This is a genomic window from Aporhodopirellula rubra, from assembly GCF_014192335.1.
Lineage (GTDB): Bacteria > Planctomycetota > Planctomycetia > Pirellulales > Pirellulaceae > Rhodopirellula > Rhodopirellula rubra.
In genome coordinates this window covers 52,578-79,149 of the sequence record NZ_JACHXU010000030.1, presented here as the reverse complement: position 1 = coordinate 79,149, position 26,572 = coordinate 52,578, and the positions used below count along the sequence as shown (strand labels likewise).

The 26,572-nt window shown below is 58.0% G+C and carries 17 protein-coding genes; 11 read left to right on the top strand and 6 right to left on the bottom strand.

Going from position 1 to position 26,572, the window contains the following annotated elements; genetic code table 11:
• The first annotated feature begins 188 nt into the window (after window positions 1-188).
• The 9 genes from FHS27_RS27435 to pyrE all read left to right on the top strand — a co-directional run bounded on the left by FHS27_RS27435 (window position 189) and on the right by pyrE (window position 15,612).
• Window positions 189-1,376, top strand: a complete 1,188-nt coding sequence (locus FHS27_RS27435) for an AAA family ATPase (protein WP_184309062.1) — start codon at window positions 189-191, stop codon at window positions 1,374-1,376.
• Window positions 1,373-2,242, top strand: a complete 870-nt coding sequence (locus FHS27_RS27430; protein ID WP_184309060.1) for a hypothetical protein — start codon at window positions 1,373-1,375, stop codon at window positions 2,240-2,242. Before FHS27_RS27435 ends, FHS27_RS27430 begins: the two co-directional genes overlap by 4 nt.
• On the top strand, window positions 2,242-5,049 hold the full coding sequence (locus FHS27_RS27425; protein ID WP_184309058.1) for a hypothetical protein: 2,808 nt from the start codon (window positions 2,242-2,244) through the stop codon (window positions 5,047-5,049). The genes FHS27_RS27430 and FHS27_RS27425 overlap by 1 nt, the downstream gene beginning before the upstream one ends.
• The gene (locus tag FHS27_RS27420) at window positions 5,046-8,144 is read left to right on the top strand and encodes a hypothetical protein (protein ID WP_184309056.1); all 3,099 of its coding nucleotides are present in this window, start codon (window positions 5,046-5,048) and stop codon (window positions 8,142-8,144) included. Before FHS27_RS27425 ends, FHS27_RS27420 begins: the two co-directional genes overlap by 4 nt.
• Before the next feature lie 63 nt (window positions 8,145-8,207).
• Window positions 8,208-9,791, top strand: a complete 1,584-nt coding sequence (locus FHS27_RS27415; RefSeq protein WP_184309053.1) for a glycoside hydrolase family 5 protein — start codon at window positions 8,208-8,210, stop codon at window positions 9,789-9,791.
• Window positions 9,792-9,871: 80 nt separating this feature from the next.
• A complete protein-coding gene (locus FHS27_RS27410; RefSeq protein ID WP_315854717.1) occupies window positions 9,872-11,494 on the top strand; it encodes a phytoene desaturase in 1,623 nt (540 codons plus the stop codon).
• A 181-nt stretch (window positions 11,495-11,675) separates the two neighbouring features.
• A complete protein-coding gene (locus FHS27_RS27405; protein WP_246421077.1) occupies window positions 11,676-13,151 on the top strand; it encodes a type II secretion system protein GspD in 1,476 nt (491 codons plus the stop codon).
• Window positions 13,152-13,189: 38 nt separating this feature from the next.
• On the top strand, window positions 13,190-14,908 hold the full coding sequence (locus FHS27_RS27400; protein WP_246421075.1) for a COG1470 family protein: 1,719 nt from the start codon (window positions 13,190-13,192) through the stop codon (window positions 14,906-14,908).
• A 128-nt stretch (window positions 14,909-15,036) separates the two neighbouring features.
• Window positions 15,037-15,612, top strand: a complete 576-nt coding sequence (gene pyrE, locus FHS27_RS27395; protein WP_184309048.1) for an orotate phosphoribosyltransferase — start codon at window positions 15,037-15,039, stop codon at window positions 15,610-15,612.
• 94 nt (window positions 15,613-15,706) lie between these two features.
• Here pyrE and FHS27_RS27390 read toward each other — a convergent pair whose 3' ends face one another.
• Both FHS27_RS27390 and FHS27_RS27385 read right to left on the bottom strand, forming a co-directional pair.
• Window positions 15,707-16,255, bottom strand: a complete 549-nt coding sequence (locus FHS27_RS27390) for a MogA/MoaB family molybdenum cofactor biosynthesis protein (protein ID WP_184309046.1) — start codon at window positions 16,253-16,255, stop codon at window positions 15,707-15,709.
• Between the two features lie 70 nt (window positions 16,256-16,325).
• A complete protein-coding gene (locus FHS27_RS27385) occupies window positions 16,326-16,766 on the bottom strand; it encodes a Rieske (2Fe-2S) protein (protein ID WP_184309044.1) in 441 nt (146 codons plus the stop codon).
• A 266-nt stretch (window positions 16,767-17,032) separates the two neighbouring features.
• Between FHS27_RS27385 and FHS27_RS27380 the strand changes: the two genes are divergently transcribed.
• A complete protein-coding gene (locus FHS27_RS27380; protein ID WP_390854704.1) occupies window positions 17,033-19,948 on the top strand; it encodes a M16 family metallopeptidase in 2,916 nt (971 codons plus the stop codon).
• Window positions 19,949-20,057: 109 nt separating this feature from the next.
• On the opposite strand, the gene FHS27_RS27375 is transcribed toward FHS27_RS27380, so the two are convergent.
• Complete coding sequence (locus FHS27_RS27375; RefSeq protein WP_184309042.1) at window positions 20,058-22,517, bottom strand: S8 family peptidase; 2,460 nt, start codon at window positions 22,515-22,517, stop codon at window positions 20,058-20,060.
• Window positions 22,518-22,841: 324 nt separating this feature from the next.
• Between FHS27_RS27375 and FHS27_RS27370 the strand changes: the two genes are divergently transcribed.
• Window positions 22,842-23,585 carry a hypothetical protein gene (locus tag FHS27_RS27370; RefSeq protein ID WP_184309039.1) on the top strand — a complete coding sequence of 248 codons (744 nt, stop codon included), beginning with the start codon at window positions 22,842-22,844 and terminating at the stop codon, window positions 23,583-23,585.
• Between the two features lie 16 nt (window positions 23,586-23,601).
• Here FHS27_RS27370 and FHS27_RS27365 read toward each other — a convergent pair whose 3' ends face one another.
• The 3 genes from FHS27_RS27365 to FHS27_RS27355 all read right to left on the bottom strand — a co-directional run bounded on the left by FHS27_RS27365 (window position 23,602) and on the right by FHS27_RS27355 (window position 26,305).
• Entirely contained in the window at window positions 23,602-24,513 is a 912-nt protein-coding gene (locus FHS27_RS27365) for an alpha/beta hydrolase (RefSeq protein WP_184309037.1), read from the bottom strand.
• 179 nt (window positions 24,514-24,692) lie between these two features.
• Window positions 24,693-25,580, bottom strand: a complete 888-nt coding sequence (locus tag FHS27_RS27360; RefSeq protein ID WP_184309035.1) for a DUF58 domain-containing protein — start codon at window positions 25,578-25,580, stop codon at window positions 24,693-24,695.
• Between the two features lie 47 nt (window positions 25,581-25,627).
• Complete coding sequence (locus FHS27_RS27355; protein WP_184309092.1) at window positions 25,628-26,305, bottom strand: ABC transporter ATP-binding protein; 678 nt, start codon at window positions 26,303-26,305, stop codon at window positions 25,628-25,630.
• Window positions 26,306-26,572 lie beyond the last annotated feature (267 nt).

Sequence of the window (26,572 nt, the reverse complement as noted above, 5' to 3'; positions counted from 1 at the left end):
AATTCCCTGGGAGAGAGAGTGATTGACGTTTCCATTCCACTCGCGGAGCGAGTGGGCGACGATTTAATTCCCCGGGAGAGAGTGGTTGACGTTTCCATTCCGCTCGTGGGGCGAGTGGGCGACGTATTAACTCCACTCGCGGAGCGAGTGGTCGACTTTGTCGCCGATTTTTGACACGGGCTTAATTCATGAACGCTGCGATCGATCCCGCCGAAATCACTCATCTCGCAGCCAATCTGCGGCGAGATGTGTTGGAACCGATCAAAGAGCGTCTGATCGGCAAAGACGAAATTGTCGAGGTCCTCGGTGTCGCACTGACGGCGGGTGAGAACGCGTTTTTATTGGGGCCGCCCGGCACGGGAAAGAGTGCGTTGGTGAGCGAACTCGCCGGACGACTTCACGGTCGCTCGTTCGACTATCTGCTGACACGGTTTACTGAACCGAGCGAATTGTTTGGTCCGTTTGATTTGCGTCGGTTGCGCGACGGTGACCTCGTGACGAACACCGAAGGCATGTTGCCGGAGGCCGATTTCGTTTTTTTGGACGAGCTCCTCAATGCGAACTCGGCAATTCTCAACAGCCTGCTGCTGGCGCTCAATGAACGGGTGTTTCGCCGCGGGAAAGAACGTGTGCGGCTGCCCATGTTGATGGCGGTCGGCGCGAGCAACCGATTGCCCGAGGACGATGCATTGGCGGCGTTGTTTGACCGTTTTCTTTTGCGGGTTCGATGCGACAACGTGATCACGGATCGCTTGGGTGAAGTGCTCGCGGCGGGTTGGAAACGCGAGCAGCACGATCCGCCGGCACCCTCGCTCGATATCGAGGATGCGCGACGGTTGCAGGCCTGCGTCACGCACGTGGACCTTACGGAAATGTTACCCGCGTACGGCAAGTTGATCTCGCGACTGCGAACCGCGGGCATGGAACTGAGCGATCGGCGGGCGGTGCGATTGCAGAAAACGATTGCGGCGAGTGCCGTGACGTGTGGCCGGACGCACGCAACTGTATCGGACCTGTGGATCATGCGTTACATCTGGGACACACCCGATCAAGAAGAATTGCTGGCCGCTCAGTTGGCGAGCGTGCAGGCCGAGTTTGGCGGCGGGGCGGACGATCCGATTCCGCCCGAAGGCGACGAACTGCAAAGGCACCCGATGGCGGATCATCACATGGAGTCGGGCCCTGATCCTGAACAACTCTCGCGTTTGTTGGACCGAATCGCCGACGAACCCCAGGCCCCCGCGTCGGCCGACACTCTTTCGCTCGTAGCGGCGAGGCTGAACTGGGTCCAAACCGATGCCGCCCGTGAACACCTGCAATCGCGTGTCACGGAGATTCGCGAATCGATCCGTTTGACTCAAGAGGCGACCACGTGAACCGCACGCCGGGGGGCGATCGCGACCGCGATTGGTACGTTCGTCTGGACTCACTCAGTGAGCCTGCGATGAACGCGGTGGCCTCACAATTGGTCGCGATGAACGCGTCCACGCGCGTCGCGACGATTGGCTCGGACGTGTGGGTCCGCACGACGGATTCGAGCAACCGGTCGAACCGTGGTTCGAATACTGAATCAAACGGCGACCTCTTGTCGGTGTTGCGACGGTTACCGGGCGTGGTTTTCCACGTCCACGAGAAAGGCGGCCTCGTGCGTTTGGGCGACAACGTCCCCTCGGTTGCTGCTCATGAGTCGGCCGAAACGCCGCCGCAGTGGCTTCCGATCGAACAGGTCTGCGAAGTCGTCGTGCCGGTTCCTCAAATTGCTCGCCGAGATCCAAACGCCACGCGGCGACCAGTTCAATTGATACGTGGCGGCGTCGCGATGCCATGTAACGCGATGCTGACTCAACTGGCACACCTGCAGGAATGGATCGAATGGACTCCCAAAGCCAGAATTGATCGGCTTCGATGGACGTGCCGCGGCGATGAATGTCTTATGATGGGTGACCCTTTACCGCCGATCGAAGGCCGATACTTCGTTTGCAGGGATCGAGTGATTGTGCCTGCGGGAATGACGTGGACGCCGGCGGTACCCAATGATGTGTTGTTGACCACTTTTGGTGTGTCGCAGAGCGAGTGGTTGTTGTGGGAAACGGAGGATCGTTGGTCGCTAGTTCCTGACGACACGATCACCGCGATGTCACGCGGGGGCGTTCGATCGGCGTTCGCGTCGAGTCATGCAAATCGACACATTAACACTCCACGAGACTCCGCTGACTCGATCGACGCGGGGAACTCGGCCTGATGATGGAATACCTACGCTCACCGGCTCCTAACCTTTGGCGGTGCGATGACGACGGGGACGCGTTCGTTTGGTGTGACGACTCCAGCACGATCGCGTTGGCCGCCGAACTCGCCGCGATTCTGGGTCCGCTGCGAATTTCACTCGGGGCGTTGCCCTCATTCACCGCGGTTCTATTCGTGATCGCGGCGGTGCGGCGACAGGAACTCGCGCGAGACGTTTGGAAACGGCGACTGAGTATTCTGTCCGGTTCCACCCGTGTCGACGCGATCGCCGAGTGGCTGCACTCCCTCGGCGAGTTACCTCTGGACATTCGTTCGCAAACCGAGGGGCCGATGGTGATCTTCGGATGCGGCCTCGAAAACTGCCGGGCTTACCTCTACGAAGCCGACATGCCGCAGTCGGATCTTGTTTTGGAAACTCTATCCCTGTCACGCATTGATCGTGCACCGGAAGAATCTGCAAACGAAATTGGGCGTGAAGGTTCTCCGTCGGATCGTTCTCAATCCAGGCGATATGGTGATGCCTCACGGAGTAAGCGTGCGTGGGAAACGCTGGTTTACCTGAGTCGGTCGGGATTGACGGCGGACTCACTCCGCACGTGGAGAGAAACGGGTATCAAGCTGTTACCCGAACCCGCTGACCAGGCGCCCGTTCCACCGCCACCGCGTGACCCGATCAATCGGTTGCTCGCGGAGTTGTCTGACGATGTCCAATACGGTGCTCTCGCGCGGGCAAGTCGTTCGGCCTCATCGATCGTTTCGTTACCCCGTCGTCCGAGCGAACCGGAAGCGTTACCGATCGGCGGTGTTTCCGATGTGACCAACCGCGGCAATCCCGAACGGTTGCTCATGACGGAATTAGCCGCCGACCCGATGTTGTTGTTGGCGAGGATCGCGAACGGTCAAGCGTTGTATCTGCGACGCGAGACACCGCCGGGACCTGCGCCTCGACAACGTCCGATTGCGATCGAGAACGGCATTCGGTGTTGGGGGGAAACACGAGTTTGGATGTCGGCGTTCGCTTTGGCACTCGGCGCGGCCGAAGAACGACGCGGCGACACGCGGGCGGAATTCTGGACGGTCGCCGGCGATCGCGTCCTTCGTGAGGATTTCACAACACGCGAAGGGACGATCACGCAGTTATCACGACTCGAACCGGACGCTCACCCGGGAGACGCGATTGCGTCCTGGGACGCGTCGCTGCGGGAAGACACCAACGATTGGGACGAGACCTATGCCGAACCGTTGATCATCGTGAGTGAGGCGACCGATCATGACCAAGGCTTCACCGAATCGATTCGTTCGATCAAACGACCATTCTTAATCGCAACGGTAAGCAGTGATGGACGCGTGCAATTGTCACGTCGCACGTCGCTCGGTGACGAAAAACTCCAGCGGTTAAAACTCGAATTGACCGGACCATCCGAGTCCATCGTCAAAGGTGATTCCAAGGAACGGCCCGTTTTCCTTAGCCAAACGATTCCACCGCTGTCATTCAGTGCGGACTCCAAAGTGATTTGGGGGCGGATGGTGATCGACCGCTACGAGAAGCCCATGGCGTGGTTGATCACCCGCGACCGCCGGATGCTATTGAGCACGTCGACACGACACGGTTGCACTGAAATCGTGAACGACCTCCCCAGCAGCAAAGTGTTGGCACATCATTGGCTCAATGACCGATTGAGCATCGTGGTCGGCAGCGAAAACAGGCCGCATGCCTTGCTGCACGTTACCCCCGAATCGAAGATCCAAAGGTTTGACCTGCCTCCCGATTTCGGTTCCTGCAAATATGAATTCGTCGACCAGGAACTCATGCGTTTTCATAATGACCTCTACCAATTCATCGATACTGCGACAGGACGCGTCGCGAGCGAAGGGACTAAAAACGGACAGTCCGTCGGCAACGGGTTCGTGGTACGCCATGGCAAGGAACTCGTTCGCATCGATGGTCAACGCCCCAACACATGGCACAAACTCGGACGATTCCGCCTGGAGTCGGTCTTCGGAATCGGATGCGTCGTTGATGGCGAAAACGAAAACCCCGTGATCATCGCACAGAACCTTAGTTCCGTCCGCCTACTCGGCGAAGAGTTTGAAAAACAACTGACCGGCGTCAACGTGCAATCCATCCATCGACCTCGCCCGATCGTTTGCGATCCGACGCGACGGTGGTGGGTGGTCGAATACGAACAGACGCAACAAATCACCGGGTTGGAAGGCTATCACGTTCCGGATCATCGATTTTTCCGGATCGACACGCGTGAGGCGACCGTTCGCGCCGTGCAGGACGACGACTTTCGAATGCGGCTATGGGCGAGTGAAAAACAGTTCTCGTTCGCGATCCTTCAAAAGTCAGTGCGTACTCAGGTTCGAGGCGTCGCGATGACGGCAAATGGACTCGTGTTCCTGACGCGATCCAACCATGTCCGCCGTCTGCAAGTCGAACGCGAACCTCGATTTCATTTAGCACTCGTTACCGAGATGGGTGACTGGGAAAGCGATTTCGTGTTGTTCGAATCCTCATCGCAAACATCGGGAAACCGCGATGCGGGATGGAGCCTGCGGTCGGCGAAAATCAGCGGCGGGACGGTGTGGTTGGACTCTCGCGGACTCGTTCATTTGCAACGTGATGACGACCATCGAGAACTCACACTCGTGTTGGTCGATTCTCACTGCGCGGGCTGGTTCAGCGACGAAGGATTCTTCGGTCCCCCATTTTTTTCTAACACCGAAGACAACGTGATCGTCGACATACCGGTACCCGACTCGGTGCTCGATTGGCTGGAATCATGGGCGCATCAACAATGAAATTGACAATCCGTCCACGACTGTGCTTTGACGATTCTGAACGTGAGTCAATTACAAACGCCGGATCCTCCGGTGCAGCGCTCGGTTGCTGGCTTCCCAGCGGCGATGTCGACACGCAAATCGACTTCATGATCCGGTGTCGTGGTGATCAAGACGAATCGATTGCGTTTTACCGGGTTCCGTCGGCGGCGCACGATGGGACAGAAAAACGTGCTAACGAGCAGGGCCTACTCGCGTTGCCGCTCGGGGTTTTTAAGATTCCATCGGTTCCCGCCACCGTACCAGTACACGAAGTGCTGGCCCAGCGACCGGGCACGAACAACACGCGGTCGTTCGCGACATCGCAATGTTGGATCGCATCGCAAAGCCGACTCGAACCGGCGTGTCCGCCACAATGGCTCGCCGAAGCCTTGCCCTCGGACGATGCCGCCGTGTGCGCGTGGTTGCCACGGATTGGCTTATTCGTGCTCGAACCGTCTGACCGCGTAACGCTCGATCAGTGCGTGTGCCCGCCCTCCCCACCCGTCACGTTCGACAAACAATCGGATGATCGGTGTGCCGAGTGGACTGCGCCGCCAACGCCGCCCGCGCTACCGCATCGGCTCGCGGGGTTACGTTTGCTCGACCCCTTGACCGCCGAAGATGTGCTCGGCCCCAGCGGTCTCGGTGCCGCCGGTGCCGACATCGGTCGTGATACGGAAGGCCTCGGCGATCAACCGGATACTCCCGCCGGAACAAAGGACGAAAAGTCGGGGCGTCGTCAAAGCTCAACGAGCGGACCACGAAATTGGAAATCGTGGATGCTCCGCAAACTCGACAAACTCGCCGGCCCCAAAGACACCCAGTCGAAGGATTCCCAGGCGAAGGACAATCAAAAGGGAACACCCGCATCTCCTTTGGGAACACACGACACGTCACAACACGGGTCGAACGCGAGAAACCGTCGCACGTCGGGCGCCGGTTCGATCTCCGCGTCGCTGTTTCGCTATCTGTCCCGTAGCGTGGCCCAGGAACGCGAAAACCAGCTCGAGAAACTGCTGCGGATGTCGCGGATGGATCCTGATCGGGCACTTCGATTCGCGATCCCGCTGGCGGGTGCGGATGCCTTTCGTGGGCTCGCCGTTCCGGGCGCACGATTGATGTCGCGTCTGCCGAACTTTTCGCTCTCGGGTCTCCACGGCGGTGGCGGACCGGCTGACGTTTGGGATATCGATCCTCAGGTACGATCACGACTCGTCGCGGCTTATCATGAGATGGCCAACCGCGAATCGGCGGCGGGTAGACATCGTCGCGCCGCGTACATCCACGCAAATTTGCTCGGCAACTACGCCGCCGCGGCCTCGGTACTGGAAGCGGGCGGTTATTTTCAAGAAGCTGCGGCGTTGTATCGCGAGAAACTGAACCGACCCGCCGAAGCCGCCAAGTGTTTGATGGCGGCAGGTCTTTTTGAACAAGCGGCCGAGATCTACGCGAAGATCCAAGACCACGTTAATGAATGCGATGCATGGCGACGTGCCGGAGACGAGGCGCGAGCGACACGTGCTCTCGAACATGCCGTCACGAAACTGGTCTCGTCGAGGCAAATCGTCGACGCCGCGGAAATGATCGACGACCTGTTAGACGACCGGGCACGAGCGATCGAGTTGTTGTTTGACCAATGGCCGAACGGACACGACGTGCGTCGGTGCTTGGTCAAAGCGTTCACGTGGTGGGGCGAGGCAAACGAACACGCGATCGCCGCGGACCGACTGCGCACGGTCGTTGAAACGACATCCGATCGAGACCGGCTGCGGCTCGTCGAACTGACACACCATTTAGCGCGTCGATATCCCGATCGTCATTTGCAACGAACGGCCGAAGACCGATGCCGTGTTGCCGTCTCGCAGATTCTCGTCACGCCGACCTTATCGGGCGACGCTGACAGAGCCTTGACGATGCTGCGAACTCTTGATTCGTCGAGCCCGCTGCTCGGATCCGACGCGACGCGTTTTGCATCGAGGCATCGCAGACGAGAACATGAACGAGTCAAATCCGAGCACCCCGCTTCGAGATCGAGCTCGCGCGAACTCGATCGTTTGCGGTCGATCACGCTGCCCAAGGGGAACTACATCACCGCACAGATGGTGAACGACGAACTGTTCGTGATGCGGCATCAAGGCACGGACGTATGGGTGTCCCGATTGGCAGACCCGGGGAAAATCAGCGGCACGCAAGAGAACCTACCCTTTCATCGAATCAACGGGGTATCTGAAAACCTGAACGAGTTGTGTCCTGTCGACTTGATTGTCAGCGGCACGCAGATCTACGTTCGATTCCCGCATGAGCAGACGATGATGCCATCACTGCGGTTGGAATCGCAAACACTCGCCGACGCGTGGACAATCCATTGGCGTTGGCCGGGCGGATTGCAATCCAGTGACGTGGCCGTGGCCGCATCCGACGACACGTTCGCGAATTTGGAAACGAACGACGGAGAAACCATTCTCACGCAGTGGTCGAATCACTCGATGGCGCTGCGAACGTACTCGCTCACGTCGCTGATCGAATCGGTGCATGACATTAACATCGACGAAATCGGGTTCGACTTGGCATCGCAGGAATTTCAAATTCGAGATGACACGTCGATATGCCCAGCCTACTCGCATCCCACACGATCGACATCGCACCTCGCCTTCCTCGACCAATCACTGGTCGTCGCGGCGGGCAGCACCTTGATCGTCGACGCTCTGTCCTCGTCCGCGTTTGTCGCAGCAGTCGGCCACCCGATTACGGCAATATGTGTTTCGCCTCGCAGCACACGGCGGCGGATCGCGGTCGCTCACGAAGGCGGACTGAACGTTTATTGGTGGGAATTGGGTGAACTGCATTGCCAGATCATTGAAACCGAAAGATCCTTTCAACACGTGATGTGGATGCGCGGCGGCAGATTGTTCGCGGTATCCGGTGCGCAGTTGTCACGCTATCAAATAGGTCGTCAAACGGTCGTCAAGAGTGGCAAGATCACACTATGGAGCGGACCGACGCTCGGTTTGCTCGCGTTGTCGCCGAGCGTTTGTGGCGTCGCCTCGCGGACGGGATCGATTGAACGGTTCTAGCTGTGATAGTATCGGCGTGACTGATTCCGCTTCCTATCGCGATTATGTATCCAAATTGTGCTCATGAACCTCACCAATAAGACATCCAACGCGTGGCGCGGCATTGGTCGAATTTGCGGTCTTGTCATTGCGATTTTGATTGCCTGTGATTCCGCGAACCTGCGTGCTCAAACGTTGCCCGAACCGGCGTGGGATCAGTTGCCGCGTTGGCGTGGGTTTAATCTACTCGAGAAGTTTCACCTCGATTGGAGCAACGGACCGTTCCTCGAATCTGACTTCCAGATGATTTCGGATTTGGGATTCAACTTCGTCCGATTGCCGATGGATTACCGCGTTTGGATTCAAAACGGTGATTGGAACCGGTTCGATGAGAAAACGTTTCGCGAAATCGATCAAGCGATCGCGTGGGGAAAGGAATACTCGATCCACGTTTGCATTAACTTTCACCGGGCTCCGGGATTCACGGTCGCCTCGCCACCGGAAAAAACCAACCTGTGGACCGACCCGGTAACTCAACAGGTGTGTGCGAAACACTGGGGTGAGTTCGCGAGACGTTACGAAAATGTTTCGAACCGGAACTTGAGTTTCAATCTGTTCAACGAACCGGCCGACATTGATGAATCCGCCTATGTCGCGGTGGTTCAGAAAATGGCGGACGCGATTCGGCAGCACGATCCGAAACGGTTGATCATCTGCGACGGGATGCAATGGGGACAACAACCCGTCGCCGGTTTGCGGGATCTTCATGTCGCTCAGGCAACACGTGGTTATGCCCCGATCCAGATCACGCACTACCGTGCCAATTGGATGAAGGGCTCCGACCAATTCCCAACCCCGACATGGCCACGGATCGTTGCCGATGGCACGTTGTACGCGCCGACGAAAGACGACATTCCCATCAACGCGCGAGGCCCGCTGCGGATCACATCCCACTGGACCGACGATACGCCGCTGCGTCTGCGCGTCGGCACGGTGTCCTCCGACAATACACTTGTTGTGCGTGCCGATGGCCGGACCGTGTTCGAGAAATCATTCGCCCCGGGACCGGGCGACGGCGAATGGCGATCGTCCGAATATTCGAAACAGTGGCAGTCTTACAAGGCGATTTATAATCGCAACTACGAAACCATAATCCCCGCTGGCACGCGAAGCGTCGAAATTGCGAACACGAAAGGCGATTGGCTGTCGCTCACCGAAATCGGAATCGGTCACCGCAACGCCAAAGGATACCAACGGGAAACGATCGTGGGGTTTCGCAATCGATGGGCATCCCCGCCGTCGTCGTTGACTTACCACACGATCAAACCCAGCGATGATTCATCGCGACCTCATTTCACCGGTGCCGAACAAGAAGACCGCCTGTGGCTGTGGGACGAGGGTGTCGCCCCGTGGCTGGACGCCTCGCGATCGGGGACGGGCGTTCTCGTCGGTGAATTTGGATGCTATCACCGGACCCCGCATGACGTTACGCTCGCATGGATGGAAGACAGTCTCGCGAATTGGCAACGTGCGGGCATCGGTTGGGCGTTGTGGAATCTACGCGGCAGCTTCGGGGTGCTCGACAGTGAACGCAGGGACGTGAAATATGAGCAGTATCGAGGACACAAACTCGACCGCAAAATGCTCGACCTTCTCCAGCGATATTGACGCCCACGTGGCAAAGCCGCACGCCCGCATTCGGCAGACTCGCCGGGGCCTTATAGTACGGAAAACTTATCTCGGCCCGCGTGCTCGGCCGCCCGAACGTCAGGAAGACATCGTCTCTGAGACCCCAAATGAATAAAAAGAAAATCGTGATCGTCGGTGCCGGGCCTGGCGGATTGGCAACCGCGATGCAGTTAGCTCAGGCGGGATGCGACGTCACCGTGCTCGAACGCCGGGATCGTGTGGGTGGTCGCACCTCTGCAATCGAAACCGAGGGTTTTCGATTCGACTGCGGCCCGACGTTCTTTCTCTACCCCCGCGTGCTCGCGGAGATTTTTCATTCGGTCGGTCGCGACTTAATGGAAGAGGTGCCGATGGAACGTCTCGACCCGCAATACCGCTTAACGTTTGGTGGCGAAAGGGGCGGCGTGCTCGATTGCACGCCCGACATGGACGAAATGGATCGCCAGATTGCCAAGTTTTCCGAAGCCGATGTCGGTCAATTGCGGCGATACATGGACGACAATCGTGAGAAGCTAGAAAAGTTTCGACCGATCCTGGAATCTCCTTTTAACTCTCCACTGGACCTGTTGCGTCCTTCGCTGCTCGGTGCGGCGGCGAAATTGCATCCGTTTCGTAGTCTGGGTAAAGAGCTGGAGCGTTATTTCAGCGACCCGCGACTGGTGATCGCGTTTGCGTTTCAAGCGAAATATTTGGGCATGTCCCCTTTTAACTGCCCGAGTTTGTTCAGCATTCTTTCGTTTCTCGAGTATGAACACGGCGTCTTTCACCCGATCGGTGGATGCAGCCGGGTGAGCGAGCGGATGGCGGAAATCGCCGAAGAGCTCGGCGTCAAGATTCGTCTGAACGAACCGGTCGATTCGATCGAAATTCAAGACCAACGCGTGACCGCTCTGCGAACGTCCCAGGATCGCTACACCGTCGACGCGATCGTCGTCAACGCCGATTTCGCCGATTGGATGACCAAAACCGTTCCCAATGAAACACGGCGGCGATGGACGAACGAAAAAATCGAAAAGAAAAAATTCTCGTGCAGCACCTTCATGCTGTATCTCGGCATCGAAGGCATGTACGAGGATTTGCCGCATCACAACATTCATATCAGCGAAACGTATGATCGGAATTTGCGCGAGATCGAACTCGATCACGTACTCAGCTCCGATCCGTCGGTGTACGTGCAGAATGCGTGCGTGACCGATCCGAGTTTGGCTCCCGCGGGATGCTCGACCTTGTACGTGTTGGTTCCCGTATCGCATCAAAGCGAGAACATTGATTGGTCGACGCAGGCGGACGCGTTTCGCGAAAAAACGCTCGATCAACTCGCCGCGATCGGGCTCGGTGATGTCCGTGACCGGATCCGCGTCGAACATCGCATCACGCCCGACGACTGGGTCAACGACTATGCGATCTACAAGGGGGCCACGTTCAACCTGGCGCACAACCTCGGGCAAATGCTACACCTGCGGCCCAAGAATCGATTCGACGAACTCGATGGCGTGTACCTGGTCGGCGGCGGCACACACCCAGGCAGCGGTCTGCCGGTGATCTACGAGTCGAGCCGGATCAGCTCGCGTTTGCTACTCGAGGACCTGGGGATATCGACGCAGTTCATTGACGAGGCGGCGAAGGGCGTTCCCGTGACCAACGGAATTGCCGCGAGTTTACGTGATCCGGCGATGGCGTGAAATTTAGGTTGGCAAGTGGCAGGAGAGATGGGGAGCGTCTGTTCATTATTCACATTGGCGCCGATCCGGTGGACCCAGTATTAGCAGGGGGTGCATTTGGGGCGCCCTGCTTGTCGGCACAGCAACGGGGGTTTTAGAAAGCTGAACCCGATACGAAACGCTTGAAGACTTTCCGCCTAACTTGCCACTCCAACCTATCCTACCGTTTCTCGTCCTCGCGACGCTGCTCCAGAGCGGTGCGTGCGTGTATCGGCCATTGCCGCCACGCATCTCGGTCGATGAGTTGATTCAAGAATCTCTGGATCGGTCCAACGCGGTCAACAGCGGCGACGAACACTACGTCCAGCCGATCCTCGAAGATGAATTGATCGTGGATAACGGGCACTGGGAAAACGGAGCCTGGGTCGAATCCAACGTCGTCCCAACCGATGCGCCGTACGGATCGGGCCTAATCGACACGGCACTCGATCCACACGTTGCGTCGATCGACGATAGCATTCGCATCAATGAAGAGTTCATTGAGACCGACGTTCGCGAAGTCCTGATGATGCTGACCACGGAAGCGAACCTTGACTTGGTCATGGACGACAACGTCGGAGGAATCGTTAACGCTCAGATCAACGATCTGTTGGTCGATGAGGCGATCGAGAAAGTTTTGATGCCGCTGGGGTTGTCGCACACCAGACGCGGCGATCAAGTCATCGTCGCGCCACCGGATCCGAGTTCGCCGCTGTTCTCTTACATCTCCGTCCGAAAAGACTACCGTCCGCTGCACATCGACAGCCGCGCGTTGATGGAAACGGTACCGGCCTCGTGGTTGCAATATGTCACGTCAATCGAGTCCGCCAAGCTATTGATGGTGCACGCACCTCCACGGATCACCGACGATATCATTTCACGATTCGCGAGCATCGATCAACCGATTCCACAAGTCGTCCTCGAAGCGATCATTTGCGTCGTCTCGCCCGATTGTGGGTTTCAGTTTGGGCTGGATTGGCAGCACGCGGTGGAACTCGACGGCGCGAAATCGCTGGCACTCGGCGCGACCGGACTGGCGCTCAACGGCACCGTCAGTAGCGAGGGCATGAATCAAATTTTTTCAGAATTCAGCAGCACGTCGACATTCGTCAAATTGCTCAACGAACACGGATACCTGACCATTCGCGCCTCACCTCACGTGATGGCGAAAGACGGCGAGCAAGCGAACATTGCGATCAATCGCGAAACGTTCTTTTCGGTGCAACCGCCCGGTACGACGGGAAACAACGCGGTCTTCTTTCAACAGGACATTCAAAAAGTCGATGCGGGCATCACGCTCGATATCACCCCTCACATTCGAGGCGACGTCGTGACGATCGATATCGAGAAAGCGGAGGTCAGCGAAGATGTCCGTACGGCCAACAACGAATTGTCCGTCAACCCGTTCCCGGTGATCAATCGACGCAGCGTCTCGACAACTGTCAGCGTTAAAGACGGAAAAACCATTGTGATCGGCGGATTGGTACAACGAGAAACCATTGATCGGGTCAATCGGGTTCCCGGTCTGAGTCGGTTGCCCGGCGTGGGCTATCTTTTTCAGTCGACCCAACGGCAGACGCGAGACGCCGAGGTGGTGATTTTCATCTCACCTCGCATCGTTCGGTCGGAAGGGTCGTGAACAAGAAACCGAAACTTCCGATCAGAATGCTTGCCCCCATGTCTGTCTTTCATCGCCTGCCCGCTGTCGCACCGAACACCAACAGCCCCGTCGCCCACCGGCGTCGCTGCCAATCGGCGTTTCGCCGGTCGATCGCATTCCGATCGATGGCAATGGCATGCATCGCAGTCGCGGTCAGTTCGAACGCGTTCGCCCAAGCCCAATCCGGTGCCGCATCGGCTGGAAAACGCATCTCGTTGACCCGCAGTGTCGAACCATCCTTCCGCGTCGAACCGGTCGTCCATCGGTTCCGCGCTCGACGCGGTGAAGTAATCCCGTTCTCGTTTGAGATCGCATCGACGGGAAAGATCATGAACGTCGACATCAGTGCGGTAAATCTTCGTCAGGAAGAGACCGGGATCATCTTGCACGATGAAAACAGCAAACCGATGGACGGAGTCCGTTTCACATCACCGAAACAATTCCAATTGCGTCCGGGCGAAAAATTCCAAATCGAAGGCGAAGTCACCGTACCGCTGAACAAAACCAATTACGTCTCGTTCGGAATCCTCGTCCGCGACGGCGGCCAAATCTCCGACAACCCGAACGAGCCTTTGGAGACCGGCAAAACGCGAGCAGCGATTCGCTTCGTCACTCAGTACGTTTTGCGTGTGGACATTGAAACGGGTGCTCAAGACGTTGGCGACATGAACCGGTTGCATTTCGATCGCGGTGAATTGATCGCCATAGACGGTCTCCCTTACATCAACGCGTACCTGACCAACCCGACCGACGATGCGCTCGAATGCGATGTGCGGGCACAACTAAATGCCAACGATTCCGCGACGACGGCGCCCATCCGATTGAACATGCCGTCCCGCAGCGAACTGGAAGATGACAGTCGATACCTCGTCCGCATCATGCCGCACAGTCGTTTGCGATTGGAGGGTCCGGTCGAGGGCATCATTCCCGAAGGCGACTACGACCTGAACGTTCGATTGAGTAACGGGCGTCGCTCGATGGTCCAAGCCAACTTCCCGACCCGCGTCGACTCGAACAGTTTCCGTGGTCTCAGTGCTTTGGTGGCAACGCTCGGTGACGGCCTTTCGATCGAGCCCGCACAAGTCGAACTGGGGCGTGTTTCGGGCACCAACCGCATGACGACGCTGCAATTTCTCAATCGTGGAAACGAACCGAAGAGCGTTCGGTTGATCGCCAAGGACCACACCGGCGTTGCTCTCGACGGAATCATTTTGACCAGTAAATCGTTCGTGCTCAAACCGGGGCGCAGCAAGACGGTTCGCGCCATGCTCCGCGGACAGAACGACGCGAACCATCAGTGGGGAACCCTCGAGGTCGTCTGCGACGAAGCGAACGCATCCAAACAATTGCCTCTCGCCTTGATCCACGCACAACGCCCGGAAATTCAACTCGTCACCGACGAAATGCAGTGGGCACAACTCCCCACCGGCAACGCGTTCACGATGAAGGTGCAAAACCAGGGCGATGGATACGCACCGTTGTTCGCCAATTTGAAATTAGCCGCCACGAAAGGACACCCCGTCAAACTTTCCGACGGCTTCGGAGCTTGGCTCGCGCCGGGTCAGACGCGTGAACTGCAATTTGTCGTGCCCGAATCCACTCAACCGGGCCCGTATCAAATCACGCTCGACGTTCGCTCGGCCAACGATTTGATCGTCGCCGAACGCACCCTCATGCTCGAGTTAACCCCTGAAATGCTGGGTCAGGCGAGCGAACAGGTTGCCGCCCGTCCGTAAGCGTCGAACTCGCGTTTCGCGCCCCAATTCGTCAACTTAGGTTGATCGCGGGGTGCCCGAAAGCCGGCATATGTGATAAGAAAACGCCTTCTCCTGTTTTCCTCACACCTCTCGCGAGTTCCCTCACGATGACCGCCGACGCCAGCCTAAAACCATTGATCGAATTGATGCAGCGTGAAGCGTTGCAGCGTGGCACCTTCACGCTCGCGAGCGGAAAAACGGCGAGCTACTATCTGGACTGCCGCCGCGTCACGTTGCACCCCAAGGGCGCCGGGATGATCGGCAACGCGATGTTGAATTTCATCAGCCGCAACGGCAGTGCCGACGGCGAGATGCCTGACGCGGTCGGTGGAATGGCCATCGGCGCCGACCCGATCACCGCTTCTATTGTCACGATCGCCGGGGGACAAGACATCGACCTGCACGGGTTCATGGTTCGCAAAGAAGCCAAGGGCCACGGCATGGGTCAACAGGTCGAAGGCCCCGTCGAGCCTGGACAAAATGTCGTCATCGTCGAAGACGTCATCACCAGCGGCGGCAGTGCGATCAAAGCCGCCGAAGCAGCCCAAGCGTTCGGGCTCAATGTGCTTTACGTGCTCGCCATCATCGACCGTTTGGCCGGCGGTGAAGAAGCGTTCGCCGCCAAGGGTTTGAAGCTCCACACGCTGACGACAATTCGGGACTTCGGTATCGAACCGGAGTGAACCGGCGTTTGATAGGCCAGCGTTCGCTAGGGCAGCATTCGTCCGCAGGTGGTTCTGCGTCTAGCAACGGTGGCGACGACGGAGAATCGATGCATCAGCCTTTTACTAATGCCGATGCGTGACGGATGATCGGCAGGACGCAGTGATTCATTGCGGTCGTGACCGCTCCCGTCGAACCCGGCAGAGCGAACACGACGACCTGACCGATTCGGCCCGCGGTCGCCCGACTGAGCATCGCTTTGGGGCCAATCTCGGCGATCGAGATCGCGCGAAAGTGTTCGCCAAATCCGGGCAAACTGACGTCGAGCAACTCTTCGATCACATCAACGGCGAGGTCACGCGGGGCGATCCCCGTGCCCCCGGTCGTGATGATCGCATCGACCGAATCGTCGGCGACAAACGCCTTGATCGACTCACGCAGCGGCCCCTCATCGTCGGTGATCACAATCCGTTCGGCAACGAGATGGCCGACGTCTTCGAGCAACGCCACGATGCGATCGCCGCTCGGATCGTTGTCGATCGTTCGCGTGTCACTCAGCGTGATCACCGCCACCCGCAACGCCGCACTGACGTCGACATTGCTGCAGCCACAATCCGGCGACTCACATTGGTGTGAGGCCGGTGATTTCGATGGGTTAGTCATACAGTTCTACTTTTTCGGCGGTCGGTGTCACGATTTGAAAGGGGAAAGGCGAGTCGTTCTCGCGGAGCATTCACGTCAGCGAAATTTCGACTCGGTCTTCGAGTTGACGAACCGGGAACGATTCCTGCAACGGTTGGCGGTTGATCATTTGGATGCCTGTCGCGAGGTCGTATTGCCAACCGTGCCACGGACACGTCACGCATCCGTCACGCACCACCCCTTCGGCGAGCGGGCCGCCTTGGTGCGAACACATGCCATCCATCGCATACCAATCACCGGCGTGTCGAAAGATTGCTACGACCCGTCCGTCGATCAGAGCCTCGACGGCAAAGTCTTCTCCCGATTCGACTTGCGACCGCGAGACTATTTTCAGCGTCGACTCCCCCGAGCATGATTGATCCTCTCGGATTTCAATGACGGGTTGCCATTCGCGTTCCTCATTTCCGTCCGCTCGGTTGGCGGGCGAAACCACATCGTTGGGAAAGCGTGGCACGCGGTCGGAGTCGGACATCTTTTTCGTAGCCGTGCGGTCGAAGGTCGGTTCGAAGGTCAAATTCAGAAATTCATCTTTAGCGAAGCCATCCTAACCGAAGCCCGCTCGGTGACGACCCGTGATCAGCATGAGGCCATCACGTAGACGCCCGCAAAAGGAGACAACAGCCTCCGCTAAACACCTGCGACGTCCGCGATCGGTTTGGGGTGATGGTCGCCCCGGTGGCCTAGACGTTACAATGCCGGCGTAACGCTCGATCTGCAACACAAACGGATTTCCATCAGATGAACCGGCACGTTTCCCCGCCCCGATCTTGGTCACACTCGTCTCGAATTTGCGTCGCCGCACGCTCCGGCCTCGCGCCGATCCTGATTGGTCTCGCGTTCGCCGTGAGCCCGATTGTTTTTGCCGCCGACGTCTCTTCGTCAACGGACGATGGCGCGACCGCCGCCGCAACTGAAACCGAAACCACCGAGACGTCGCAAACTTCTGACTCAACAACCGCCAAGGATGACCACGTGGCCGCAACCGACAGCCTTCCGAAGATGCTCCGCAGCGTCGAAGGGATCTCGCAATATGAACTCGACAACGGAGTTCAAATTCTGCTTTTCCCGGACGAGAGCAAAGAGGTCGTGACGGTAAACATGACCGTGTTCGTTGGTTCTCGACACGAGGGTTACGGCGAGGCGGGCATGGCTCACTTGCTCGAACACATGCTGTTCAAAGGCACGCCGACTCACCCCGAGGTCCCCAAAGTCCTCACCCAACGCGGCGCCCGTTTCAACGGAACGACGTGGATGGATCGCACGAACTACTACGAAACGCTTCCCGCGAGCGAAGACAACCTGGAGTTCGCGGTCAACCTGGAAGCCGACCGTTTGGTCAACAGTTTCATCCGCGGCGAAGACCTCGCGAGCGAAATGACGGTCGTTCGTAATGAATTCGAACGCGGCGAAAATTCACCCACCCGCGTCTTGATGCAGCGGATCGAATCGGCCGCGTTCGACTGGCACAACTACGGCAAATCAACAATCGGCAACCGCAGCGACATCGAACGAGTGCCCGTCGTCAAGCTGCGAAATTTCTATCGCAAGTTTTACCGTCCTGACAACGTGATGGTAATCGTCGCCGGTAAGTTCGATCCTGATCACGCATTGGCAACCATCCAAAACGCGTTCGGACCGCTTCCGGTCCCCTCCAAACCGATTGACGAAACCTACACCGTTGAACCCGCCAAAGACGGCGAACGAACCGTCGTGCTTCGCCGCGTCGGCGACATCCAATGCGTCGGAACCGCCTACCACATCCCCGCCGGCAGCCACCCCGACTACGCTGCCGCGAAAGCTCTCACGGTGGTGCTCGGCGATGAACCGAGCGGACGCCTGTACAAAGAAATGGTCGAGACCGAAATCGCCAGCAGCGTGTATGCGATGGCATTCGGCTTTCGTGAACCCGTCTTGCTGATGTGCATGGCCGAAGTGCCGGTCGATCAATCGCTCGAACAAGCCCGCACGAAACTGCTCGATATCCTCGAGGACTCGTGGGACAAACAACCGATCACGGATGCGGAAGTCGAGCGGGCCAAAGCTCAAATTCTCAAACAACGAGAGATGGCGTCCGCGGACACCGATAAAATCGCCGTCACGCTGAGCGACTGGGCCGCCCAAGGTGATTGGCGTTTGTACTTCCTGTACCGGGATGCCGTCGAAGCACTGACCGCCGACCAAGTTCGCGAAGTCGCGAAGAAGTACTTGGTTCGCAACAACCGCACCGTCGGGCTGTTCATCCCGAGCGACGAGTCCGACCGAGTCAGCATTCCTGAATCGCCGGACCTCAATATCCTGCTCAAAGACTACAAGGGCCGCGCCGCCGTCGCAGCCGGTGAGAGCTTCGATCCTGATCCGATGGTAATCGAGAAACGCGTTCTGCGAGGTGACTTGGTCGGCGGAATGACTTACGCATTGCTCCCCAAACGCACGCGTGGTGATTCGGTCTCGCTCAAACTCACGGTTCGATTCGGTACCCCCGATACCCTGAAAGATCGGATGGGCGCCGTCGAAATGCTGGGGCTGTTGATGGCCCGCGGGACAACGGAAATGACCTACCAAGAACTGCAGGATGAATACACCCGATTGAAAGCTGATGTCTCGGTCTACACGCTGATGGGATTGTTGCAAATCGAAGTGAAGACCAAACAGGAGAACCTCGATGAGGTCATCGCACTGGTCGGTGACGTGCTCAAGACGCCGCGTCTAGACGACACGGAACTCGAACTGATTCGTCGCCAAATCATCACCAGTTTGCAACAGAGCCAATCTGAACCGAGCGTTGTCGCCCCGCGGCACGTCCGTCGCACCCTGTCGCCGTACACCAAAGATGACATCCGTTACGTCATGACCATTGACGAGGAAATCACGATGTACGAAGAAGCCACGATCGAACAGATCCGCGAACTGCATGCGGACTACCTCGGCAACCAAGCCGGTGAGTTGTCCGTGGTTGGTAACTTCGAACCCGCCGACGTCTTAAAGGCGTTCCAATCCGAACTCGAAGGCTGGACGACGGATCAACCTTACGTGCGAATCGATCGCCCCGCTCACCCGGACACGCCCGGTCATTTCGAAGCCCTCGAAACGCCTGATAAATCCAACGCGTTCATGTACAGCAGCCAACAGTACGCTCTCTCGGATCTCGATCCCGAGTACGCCGCACTGACGCTCGGCAACTTCATCCTCGGTGGCGGTTCGCTCAGCAGTCGTTTGGCTGATCGCGTTCGTCAACAAGAAGGATTGTCGTACGGCGTTCGCTCCGGCGTGAGCCCGCGTCCGAAAGACAACCGGGTTGACCTGACGATCTACGCAATCACGAATCCGGCCAACAAAGACAAGTTGCTGAAAGTGATCCGTGAAGAAATCGATCGATTGATCGCAGAGGGTGTCACGCAGGAAGAACTCGACGCCGCCAAACAGTCTTACCTGCAGGCCGCTCGGATCTCACGCACCGGCGATCCAGCGCTCGCATCGATGCTGTTGATGGCGATGTTCACTGACCGCACGTTGGCCGACGTTGCCAAACATGAGCAACAAATCCAAGACGCGACCGTTGAAGACGTCAACGCAGCGATCCGGAAGTTCATCAACCCGGACAAACTCGTCACCGCGATTGCGGGCGACTTTGCGAACCTTCCGAAACCGGAATAAAATTCGATCGCGGTTCGCGGCGTAGAACTCGCGGCGTAGAACTATCGAGACCACATGATTGATCCGTGTCGCTGATTCACAGCGGCGCGGATCAATTCGTTTGATGGGTTCACTCGTAGGCTTCGAACAATTGGCGGAGCCCGCGAAGGTGATCGTCGGCATCACGTTTGAGGTCATCGAGGGATCGCATCGGAACGGTAGATTCGTTCGCCAGCGTCTGAGATTGCGGCACGATCGCCTGCGCCGCCAACGCACTGGCACCGACCGGCACGGTCTCGAATTGCTCGAACGCTTCGCTGCGTTCAAACCCGCGAGCGATGCGACTCGTCCCATCGGCACCGGTCCACTGCGTCAACGATTCACTCGTGTGCCAACTTCCGTCGGGGCTGTCCACGTAGATTCGCACGGTATCTTCGCCGCCACGTGACGCGGTCGCGACAACGTCTTCAAACCCTGAGGCACTCGCGCGATAACCGACACCGCTGATGAGAGAACGCGTTTGCGCGATCGACATCACATCATTTACTGAGCTATCGCCCAGGTCTGCGGTGTCATGCCCGCCTGCTTCCGCGTACGCAAACACTCGCTCGAAACCAAACGCAGCTTGGAACTGATCGCCGCCACGCATCGAACTGAATTGAGGCCGGATGACGAGCTGATCGTCGTGCACCGAATCACTCAAGTGCGCCGTGTCGTTTCCTCCCGACGTCGCGTACACGTACAGTTTATTGACGCCTTCCAACTGGAAGTCGAACCCACGGCCGCTGAACTGAGCCGAATGCTCGTTCGATCGCAACACATCGTCGCCGTCGGAGTCGTACATTGTGACGCGGTCCTGTCCGCCTCCGCTGACGAAACTCACGTTTTCAAAACCACGCAGTTCGATCACTCCGCCTGGAAACGTCAACAACGAGTGCCCGCCGTTCGCTCCACTCGAAGGACGCAGCGTGAGCTGTTCGGATCCGGTTGACCCCAATATTTCAATCGTGTCACCGCCCGCACCCGCATCAATCACGATCGGATTCGATGCCGTTGAGGTCGTGCCCGCATCGAGCAAGTAGCGTCCGGCCTCGTCGCTCAACCAAACATCACCGTCGATTTGCGATCCGCTGTTGGTGATCAAGTCGCGGAGATCCAGAACTAATTCATCCGAGTCGTTACCGCTGGTGTAGCCGTCGATAGTCGTTGGTGTCTCGACCGTTGATCCACCGCCGTCGGGTTCGCCTTCGTTGCCGCCACCACCGGCGAGGTCACCAAAGTCGACGGCCGCTTCGATATCGAGTGTTCGGTAGGTCAGCCCCGTGGACGAATCGGTATGCGTGACGGAGGTCGACTCGAGCCGTTCGAGAATACTCTCCGAGGTCGCCTCAATGCCCGCTGCTTGCATCGCTTGACGCACCAACATGGATGCGGCCGCGACTTGCGGGCTCGCCATGCTCGTTCCACTGAGCGATGCGTAGTCGTTCACGTAACCGTCGTAGCCACGCACGTGCTCCGGCACGGCGCTCGTCAATTGCTGCCCTTCACCAGCAAAGATGCCCTCTTCGCGTTGCGAGAATCCACTGAGGTTTCCGTTCGTATCGACCGAACCGACCGCGGACACCCACTGGCTCGACGCGGGATACATCAGGTCATCGGAGGCCGGATCGAGTGTCGCCTGCGAATTTCCGGCCGCCGCGAAAACGAGGATGTCGTCTTCATAGAGCATCTGCAATTCGTCTTCGAGCATCGCCATCGCTCCGTCGCGGTTGGAATCGTTCAGTTCCGTACCGAGAGACAAGTTGACCGTCGTGATCGGAGATTCAAACGCGTCTTGGTTGTCGTGCACCCATCGCAACGCTTGCTCGATCCATGCCAAGTTTCCGGCACCCGCGTCATCAAACACACGCAGTGCGACGATGTCCGCTCCCGGAGCAACGCCACGGAACGTGTCGCCGTCGAGGGTCGTCGCCACTCCACTGGCCAAACCTGCCACGTGCGATCCGTGATACCCGGCCGGTGCGTCGTCGTAGGGGTCAGCATCGTTTTCGGCAAAGTCCCAACCTCCGACGACTCGCGTCCCGGTGCCGTATCCCGATCCGAACGCGTGGTGATCGTATGCGATTCCCGAGTCGATCACGGCGATCGTTTGCCCGGCCCCGTCGAATCCGCTCGATGCCCCGATCCGCGCTGACTGCTCCATCAGGCTGCTGCCCGATCCATCGGCGCCATTCAGCGCCGACTGCGCGAATGCTTGATCGAGATCGTTGAGCGTCGATCCGTAGGTGTTTGGCGTCAAAACCGCAGGCGCGATCGAGAGCGGAAAGTCTGCGGTCGAGACGGGCAACGCGGAGCCACCGGCGTCATGGCCGACGGCATATGCGTCCGCGGGACAGGGTGCCGAGAATTCAGGTTGAAGATCGACGGCCTGATCAGTCAACGGATCGGAAAAGGGATCTGCCAAGGGCGCGAGCCAGGCCCCCATCATGCTGGCCGATAACGCTAAACGTGGCTCGCAACTCTCGATGCCTGCGGGCGCAAGTTCGATTCCATGGTTGGCGGAATATGTAGCGGTCGTACGAGATTTCATGCCTGACGCCGTCGAGTCCCCACGTGCCGATTCGACACAATACGAGAGATATCGTTACAACCGGAACGGATCATTCAGTGGATTCCAATCCGCGCGGTTCTTCCGTTGAAACCTAGTACACGTTTTGAGCGTTTGTCGCGTGAAATACGACAACAAACGACGTTTCGACTTACCGATCTTGCCCAACCGGACCCTGCATCAAGAGGTTTGAGTCCGTGGTCAGGGTGTTCCGAAAGAAGTGGGTAGCCAGGCGGCACGCGCGATGACTCGCGCCCTTGGCGGTGTATAAGTCCGGTGGGAGCGACAAGTCAGGGTGCGACAGCGATGTCTTTAAGAAAGATTTGGAATTCACTATGCGGGCGTTCCGAGAACTCGGACACGACCGCGAATCCAGAGACCACTGCGGCACAACCGGCCGCACCCGCAGCACCGCGTCAGGCGGCTGAGGTCGCGGTCGCATCGACGGCACCAACCGCGCCGGCGAAAGCGAAACCAGCTACCCGCCGAACCGCATCGCGTCCGGCCGCTCCGGTTGTCGCCGAAGCGAAACCTGCCGCCCCTGCACCGCAGATCACACCGCCCAAACGCAGCGTCCTGTCGATGCTCTCGCGTGGCGAACACGATGCGCTGCTGAAGATCGTCGGCGACAAACAACCGACCAGCATTCTCGAAATCGGTGTCGGCGACGGATCCCGAATGCCCGCGATCCTCGCAATGCTCGATCAATCGGGAATCGAGCAAGGTGTTGTCAAAGCCATCGTGATCGATGAGTTTGAACTCGGCAGCGGTGACGTCGCGATGCGTGACTACCACCGCCAACTCGCCGGACTGGCCATTCGCCCTGTGATCTTCCCCGAGTCGGTCGGACGCGGGCTCGTCAACGTCGCCCACCGTTTCGGCGCGATCGACCTGATCCTCGTCGACGCGAAAACCGACGAAACGAACTCCGAAGCACTCGCCTCATTCCTCGGCAAAGTCACCCATTCGGCAACGACCGTGTTGACCAACACGACCGGGAAGTGGACGACTCGCCAAACCGGTTCGGAACAAACACGACGCGCCGCTTAACCGTCCGCGTTTGTCGTTAGTTCATCCATCCGGCATCACGCAAAAACGTGATCGTCTCGCCGAGTGTCTCGCGGTAGTACTTACCGCCGGACCGATTGACGTTGAAAAACCCATGCGGTTGTCCCGCATAGGTTCTCAACTCGCTCTTCAGGCCCGCTTCGCGACTGAGTCGCTGGAATCGTTCGGCCGTCGTTACGGGGATCAACCGATCACTGTCCCCTAAAAACACGATCGCCGGAGGATCGTCGGCCGTGATATTGTGTGCCGGTGAATACTCCTGGTATTGATCTGCGACGCGTTTGGTTCCCCAACCACCAGGCCCGTTGTCGTAAACGGGATTGAACAACAGAAGCGCGTTGGGTTTTCTCGAAACACCTTCGACAATCTCGTCGTCCATCATGCCGAGATACGCGGCCAAGTGCCCGCCCGCCGAACCGCCGCCCGCTGCGATCCGGTTCGGGTCGATTCCGAATCGTTTCGCATTGCCTCGCACGAATCGAAACGCGTCTTGGGCGTCGGCGATGCAGACATCCGGCGGCGCGGTTCCCTTCTTATCGAGTAGCCGGTACTCAACACGGAAACACACCAAACCTAACTTGGCGAGTTCTTGGCTGTGCTTCGCGAACGGGCCTGGTTCGCCGCCGACCCAACCTCCGCCATGAAAGAACACGACCGCACCGCGAGAGCCACCCGCCTGCCAATCCGAAGGACGCGTCCAGTCGATCCGCAAGTCCCGTGGTTTGCTCTCGTGTTCGACCTGTTTGTAAATAAAAGAATCTTCGATCGTCGCCTGTGCCACCGCTTCCGCACTTCCGCCATCAGCCACCGCGACCGTGTCGCCGGCCGTTCCGATCGATGCCAGCGGACTGAACGCAGCCGAAACTAGAAAGAGGAACACAACACAATTCTGCAGACGCGCAAACATCATCGATCCGGGGTGGGGAGGGGGGGAATCGGAGGGAGGGAGCGTGGTAAAGGGCAATCGTCAGGTCACCCGAATCACCACGAAGATATTACACCATCGAAGGCCGAGATGCTCGCGATCGGCATGATTTGTCAAACGCGGCAATCCCCACGGCGCGGCAGTGACGATCGAAGGCAACGACTCTAGAAGCGAGCCTGACGTTGCTGCAAATACTCCGTCAACGCTTTGTCGAACGGCATGCTGGTATCTAGCGCAACGTAGTCAATCCGCATCTTGTTGCAACCTTCGCTATACGTTTCTCGAAACGCATCGACCCCGCGAAGGTACTCGTCTCGAAAACCGGTCGCATCAACGGTGACCAACTCACCCGTTTCGGGATCTTCAAACTCTACCGGTCCGTCGTATGGAAAGTGCACCTCGGCTTCGTCCATGACATGAAACACAATCACATCGTGCCCACCATGCCGGAGCCTCCCCAATGCGGTCAATATTTCAGCGGGATCGCCTAACAAATCCGAGAACAACATCACCAAACTTTTTTGCCGCAACATCGCCGCGACCTGCACGAGACTCGCGGTAATGTCGGTTGTCCCATCCGGCGTCATTGCCGAAAGGGCCGCCATCACGTCTCCGAGATGCCCACGACGACTGCGGGCCGGCAACACGGCGCGAAGCTTGTCGCGAAAAGTCAGCAATCCGACCGGGTCTTTTTGCATCGTCATCAAATACGTCAACGATGCCGCCAAACACGTCGCATACTCGAACTTGGTCATCGATTGACGTTCGCTAAACCCCATCGACTTCGACAAATCCATGACGAGGTATCCCGTCAGGTTCGTCTCCGCTTCAAACCGTTTGATGTAATACTTGTCCGTCTTCGCGAAGACCAACCAATCGATCAGTTTCGGATCATCGCCGCGGTTGTATCGTCGGTGCTCACTGAACTGGACCGAGAATCCCTGCAACGGACTCGAGTGCAATCCCTGCAAAAACCCACGCACGACCATGCGGGCCCGTAGATCAAGCCGCTTGATTTTCTGCAACGTCTCAGGGGAGAGCGACTGGGTCATGCGTCAACAACGTCCGTGTGTTTGAAAGAGGAAAACATGAGCGACGCTCACGCCATCGAACGTTCGACCAGAGCGCCGCCGGTGAGTTCGAATTGACTTTGCATTGCATCGGCGAGTGCCAACGAATGCGTCACCGTCACCAACACCGCGTTCTCATCGGCTTGCAAACGGAGCAACAACTTCGTGATATCCGAAGCCGTTTTCGCATCCAGGTTTCCGGTCGGTTCATCAGCAAGAATCAGCGTCGGACGCATCAACATGGCCCGGGCGATCGCGACGCGTTCACGTTCACCGCCGGACAATTCTCCCGGCAAGTGCGTGCTACGTTCGCTCAGCCCCACGGCCTCGATCAACGCTTCGGCCCGCCGCGTGTCGTCGGCCGTCGGTTTGCCCGTGGCGAGCGAAGGGATCAACACATTCTCGATCACCGATAATTGCGGCAACAGATGGTGATCTTGAAAAACGAATCCGATCGTTTGGTTGCGAAACGCCGCTCGGGCCTTCTCATCGAGGGCAAACGGATCCGTTCCGTTGATGGAAACGCGTCCCTCGTCGGGCTGATCGAGCGTTCCCAGAATCTGCAACAGCGTCGTTTTCCCGGTACCGCTCGGACCAACGATCGCCGCCGACTGCCCCGGTTCGAGTCGCAATGACACATCCTCCAACACGCGGAGCGGTTGCCCCACCGTGGCGTAAGATTTTTTAACATTCTCGACAACTAGCATTCCCTGGCCTTTGTCATTGTGTTTGGTTCGTCCGTTTCGCGTCATCTGGAATTGTTTTCGTCGGCAAATCACGGGTGCACGCCCGAACGCCACACGCAAACCCCATGATCGACTCTGTCGCAACACAGTGTATCGCACAACGAAGAGAACGGTCAGGTGAAAGACGCGTCGGAGGAACTCCCTGCCAGAAACTCCGATCCGATCCGACCTGAACAGTGGCGTGTACGGCTGTCGCAATGGATTAATCGACTGCCGCACATTATGCTC

Coding starts and splice junctions, on each gene's coding strand:
- FHS27_RS27425 (WP_184309058.1), top strand. CDS start 2,242: ATGATGGAATACCTACGCTCACCGGCTCCTAACCTTTGGCGGTGCGAT.
- FHS27_RS27435 (WP_184309062.1), top strand. CDS start 189: ATGAACGCTGCGATCGATCCCGCCGAAATCACTCATCTCGCAGCCAAT.
- FHS27_RS27365 (WP_184309037.1), bottom strand. CDS start 24,513: ATGATGTTTGCGCGTCTGCAGAATTGTGTTGTGTTCCTCTTTCTAGTT.
- FHS27_RS27360 (WP_184309035.1), bottom strand. CDS start 25,580: ATGACCCAGTCGCTCTCCCCTGAGACGTTGCAGAAAATCAAGCGGCTT.
- FHS27_RS27415 (WP_184309053.1), top strand. CDS start 8,208: ATGAACCTCACCAATAAGACATCCAACGCGTGGCGCGGCATTGGTCGA.
- FHS27_RS27380 (WP_390854704.1), top strand. CDS start 17,033: ATGAACCGGCACGTTTCCCCGCCCCGATCTTGGTCACACTCGTCTCGA.
- FHS27_RS27370 (WP_184309039.1), top strand. CDS start 22,842: ATGTCTTTAAGAAAGATTTGGAATTCACTATGCGGGCGTTCCGAGAAC.
- FHS27_RS27385 (WP_184309044.1), bottom strand. CDS start 16,766: ATGTCCGACTCCGACCGCGTGCCACGCTTTCCCAACGATGTGGTTTCG.
- FHS27_RS27400 (WP_246421075.1), top strand. CDS start 13,190: ATGTCTGTCTTTCATCGCCTGCCCGCTGTCGCACCGAACACCAACAGC.
- pyrE (WP_184309048.1), top strand. CDS start 15,037: ATGACCGCCGACGCCAGCCTAAAACCATTGATCGAATTGATGCAGCGT.
- FHS27_RS27375 (WP_184309042.1), bottom strand. CDS start 22,517: ATGAAATCTCGTACGACCGCTACATATTCCGCCAACCATGGAATCGAA.
- FHS27_RS27420 (WP_184309056.1), top strand. CDS start 5,046: ATGAAATTGACAATCCGTCCACGACTGTGCTTTGACGATTCTGAACGT.
- FHS27_RS27355 (WP_184309092.1), bottom strand. CDS start 26,305: ATGCTAGTTGTCGAGAATGTTAAAAAATCTTACGCCACGGTGGGGCAA.
- FHS27_RS27390 (WP_184309046.1), bottom strand. CDS start 16,255: ATGACTAACCCATCGAAATCACCGGCCTCACACCAATGTGAGTCGCCG.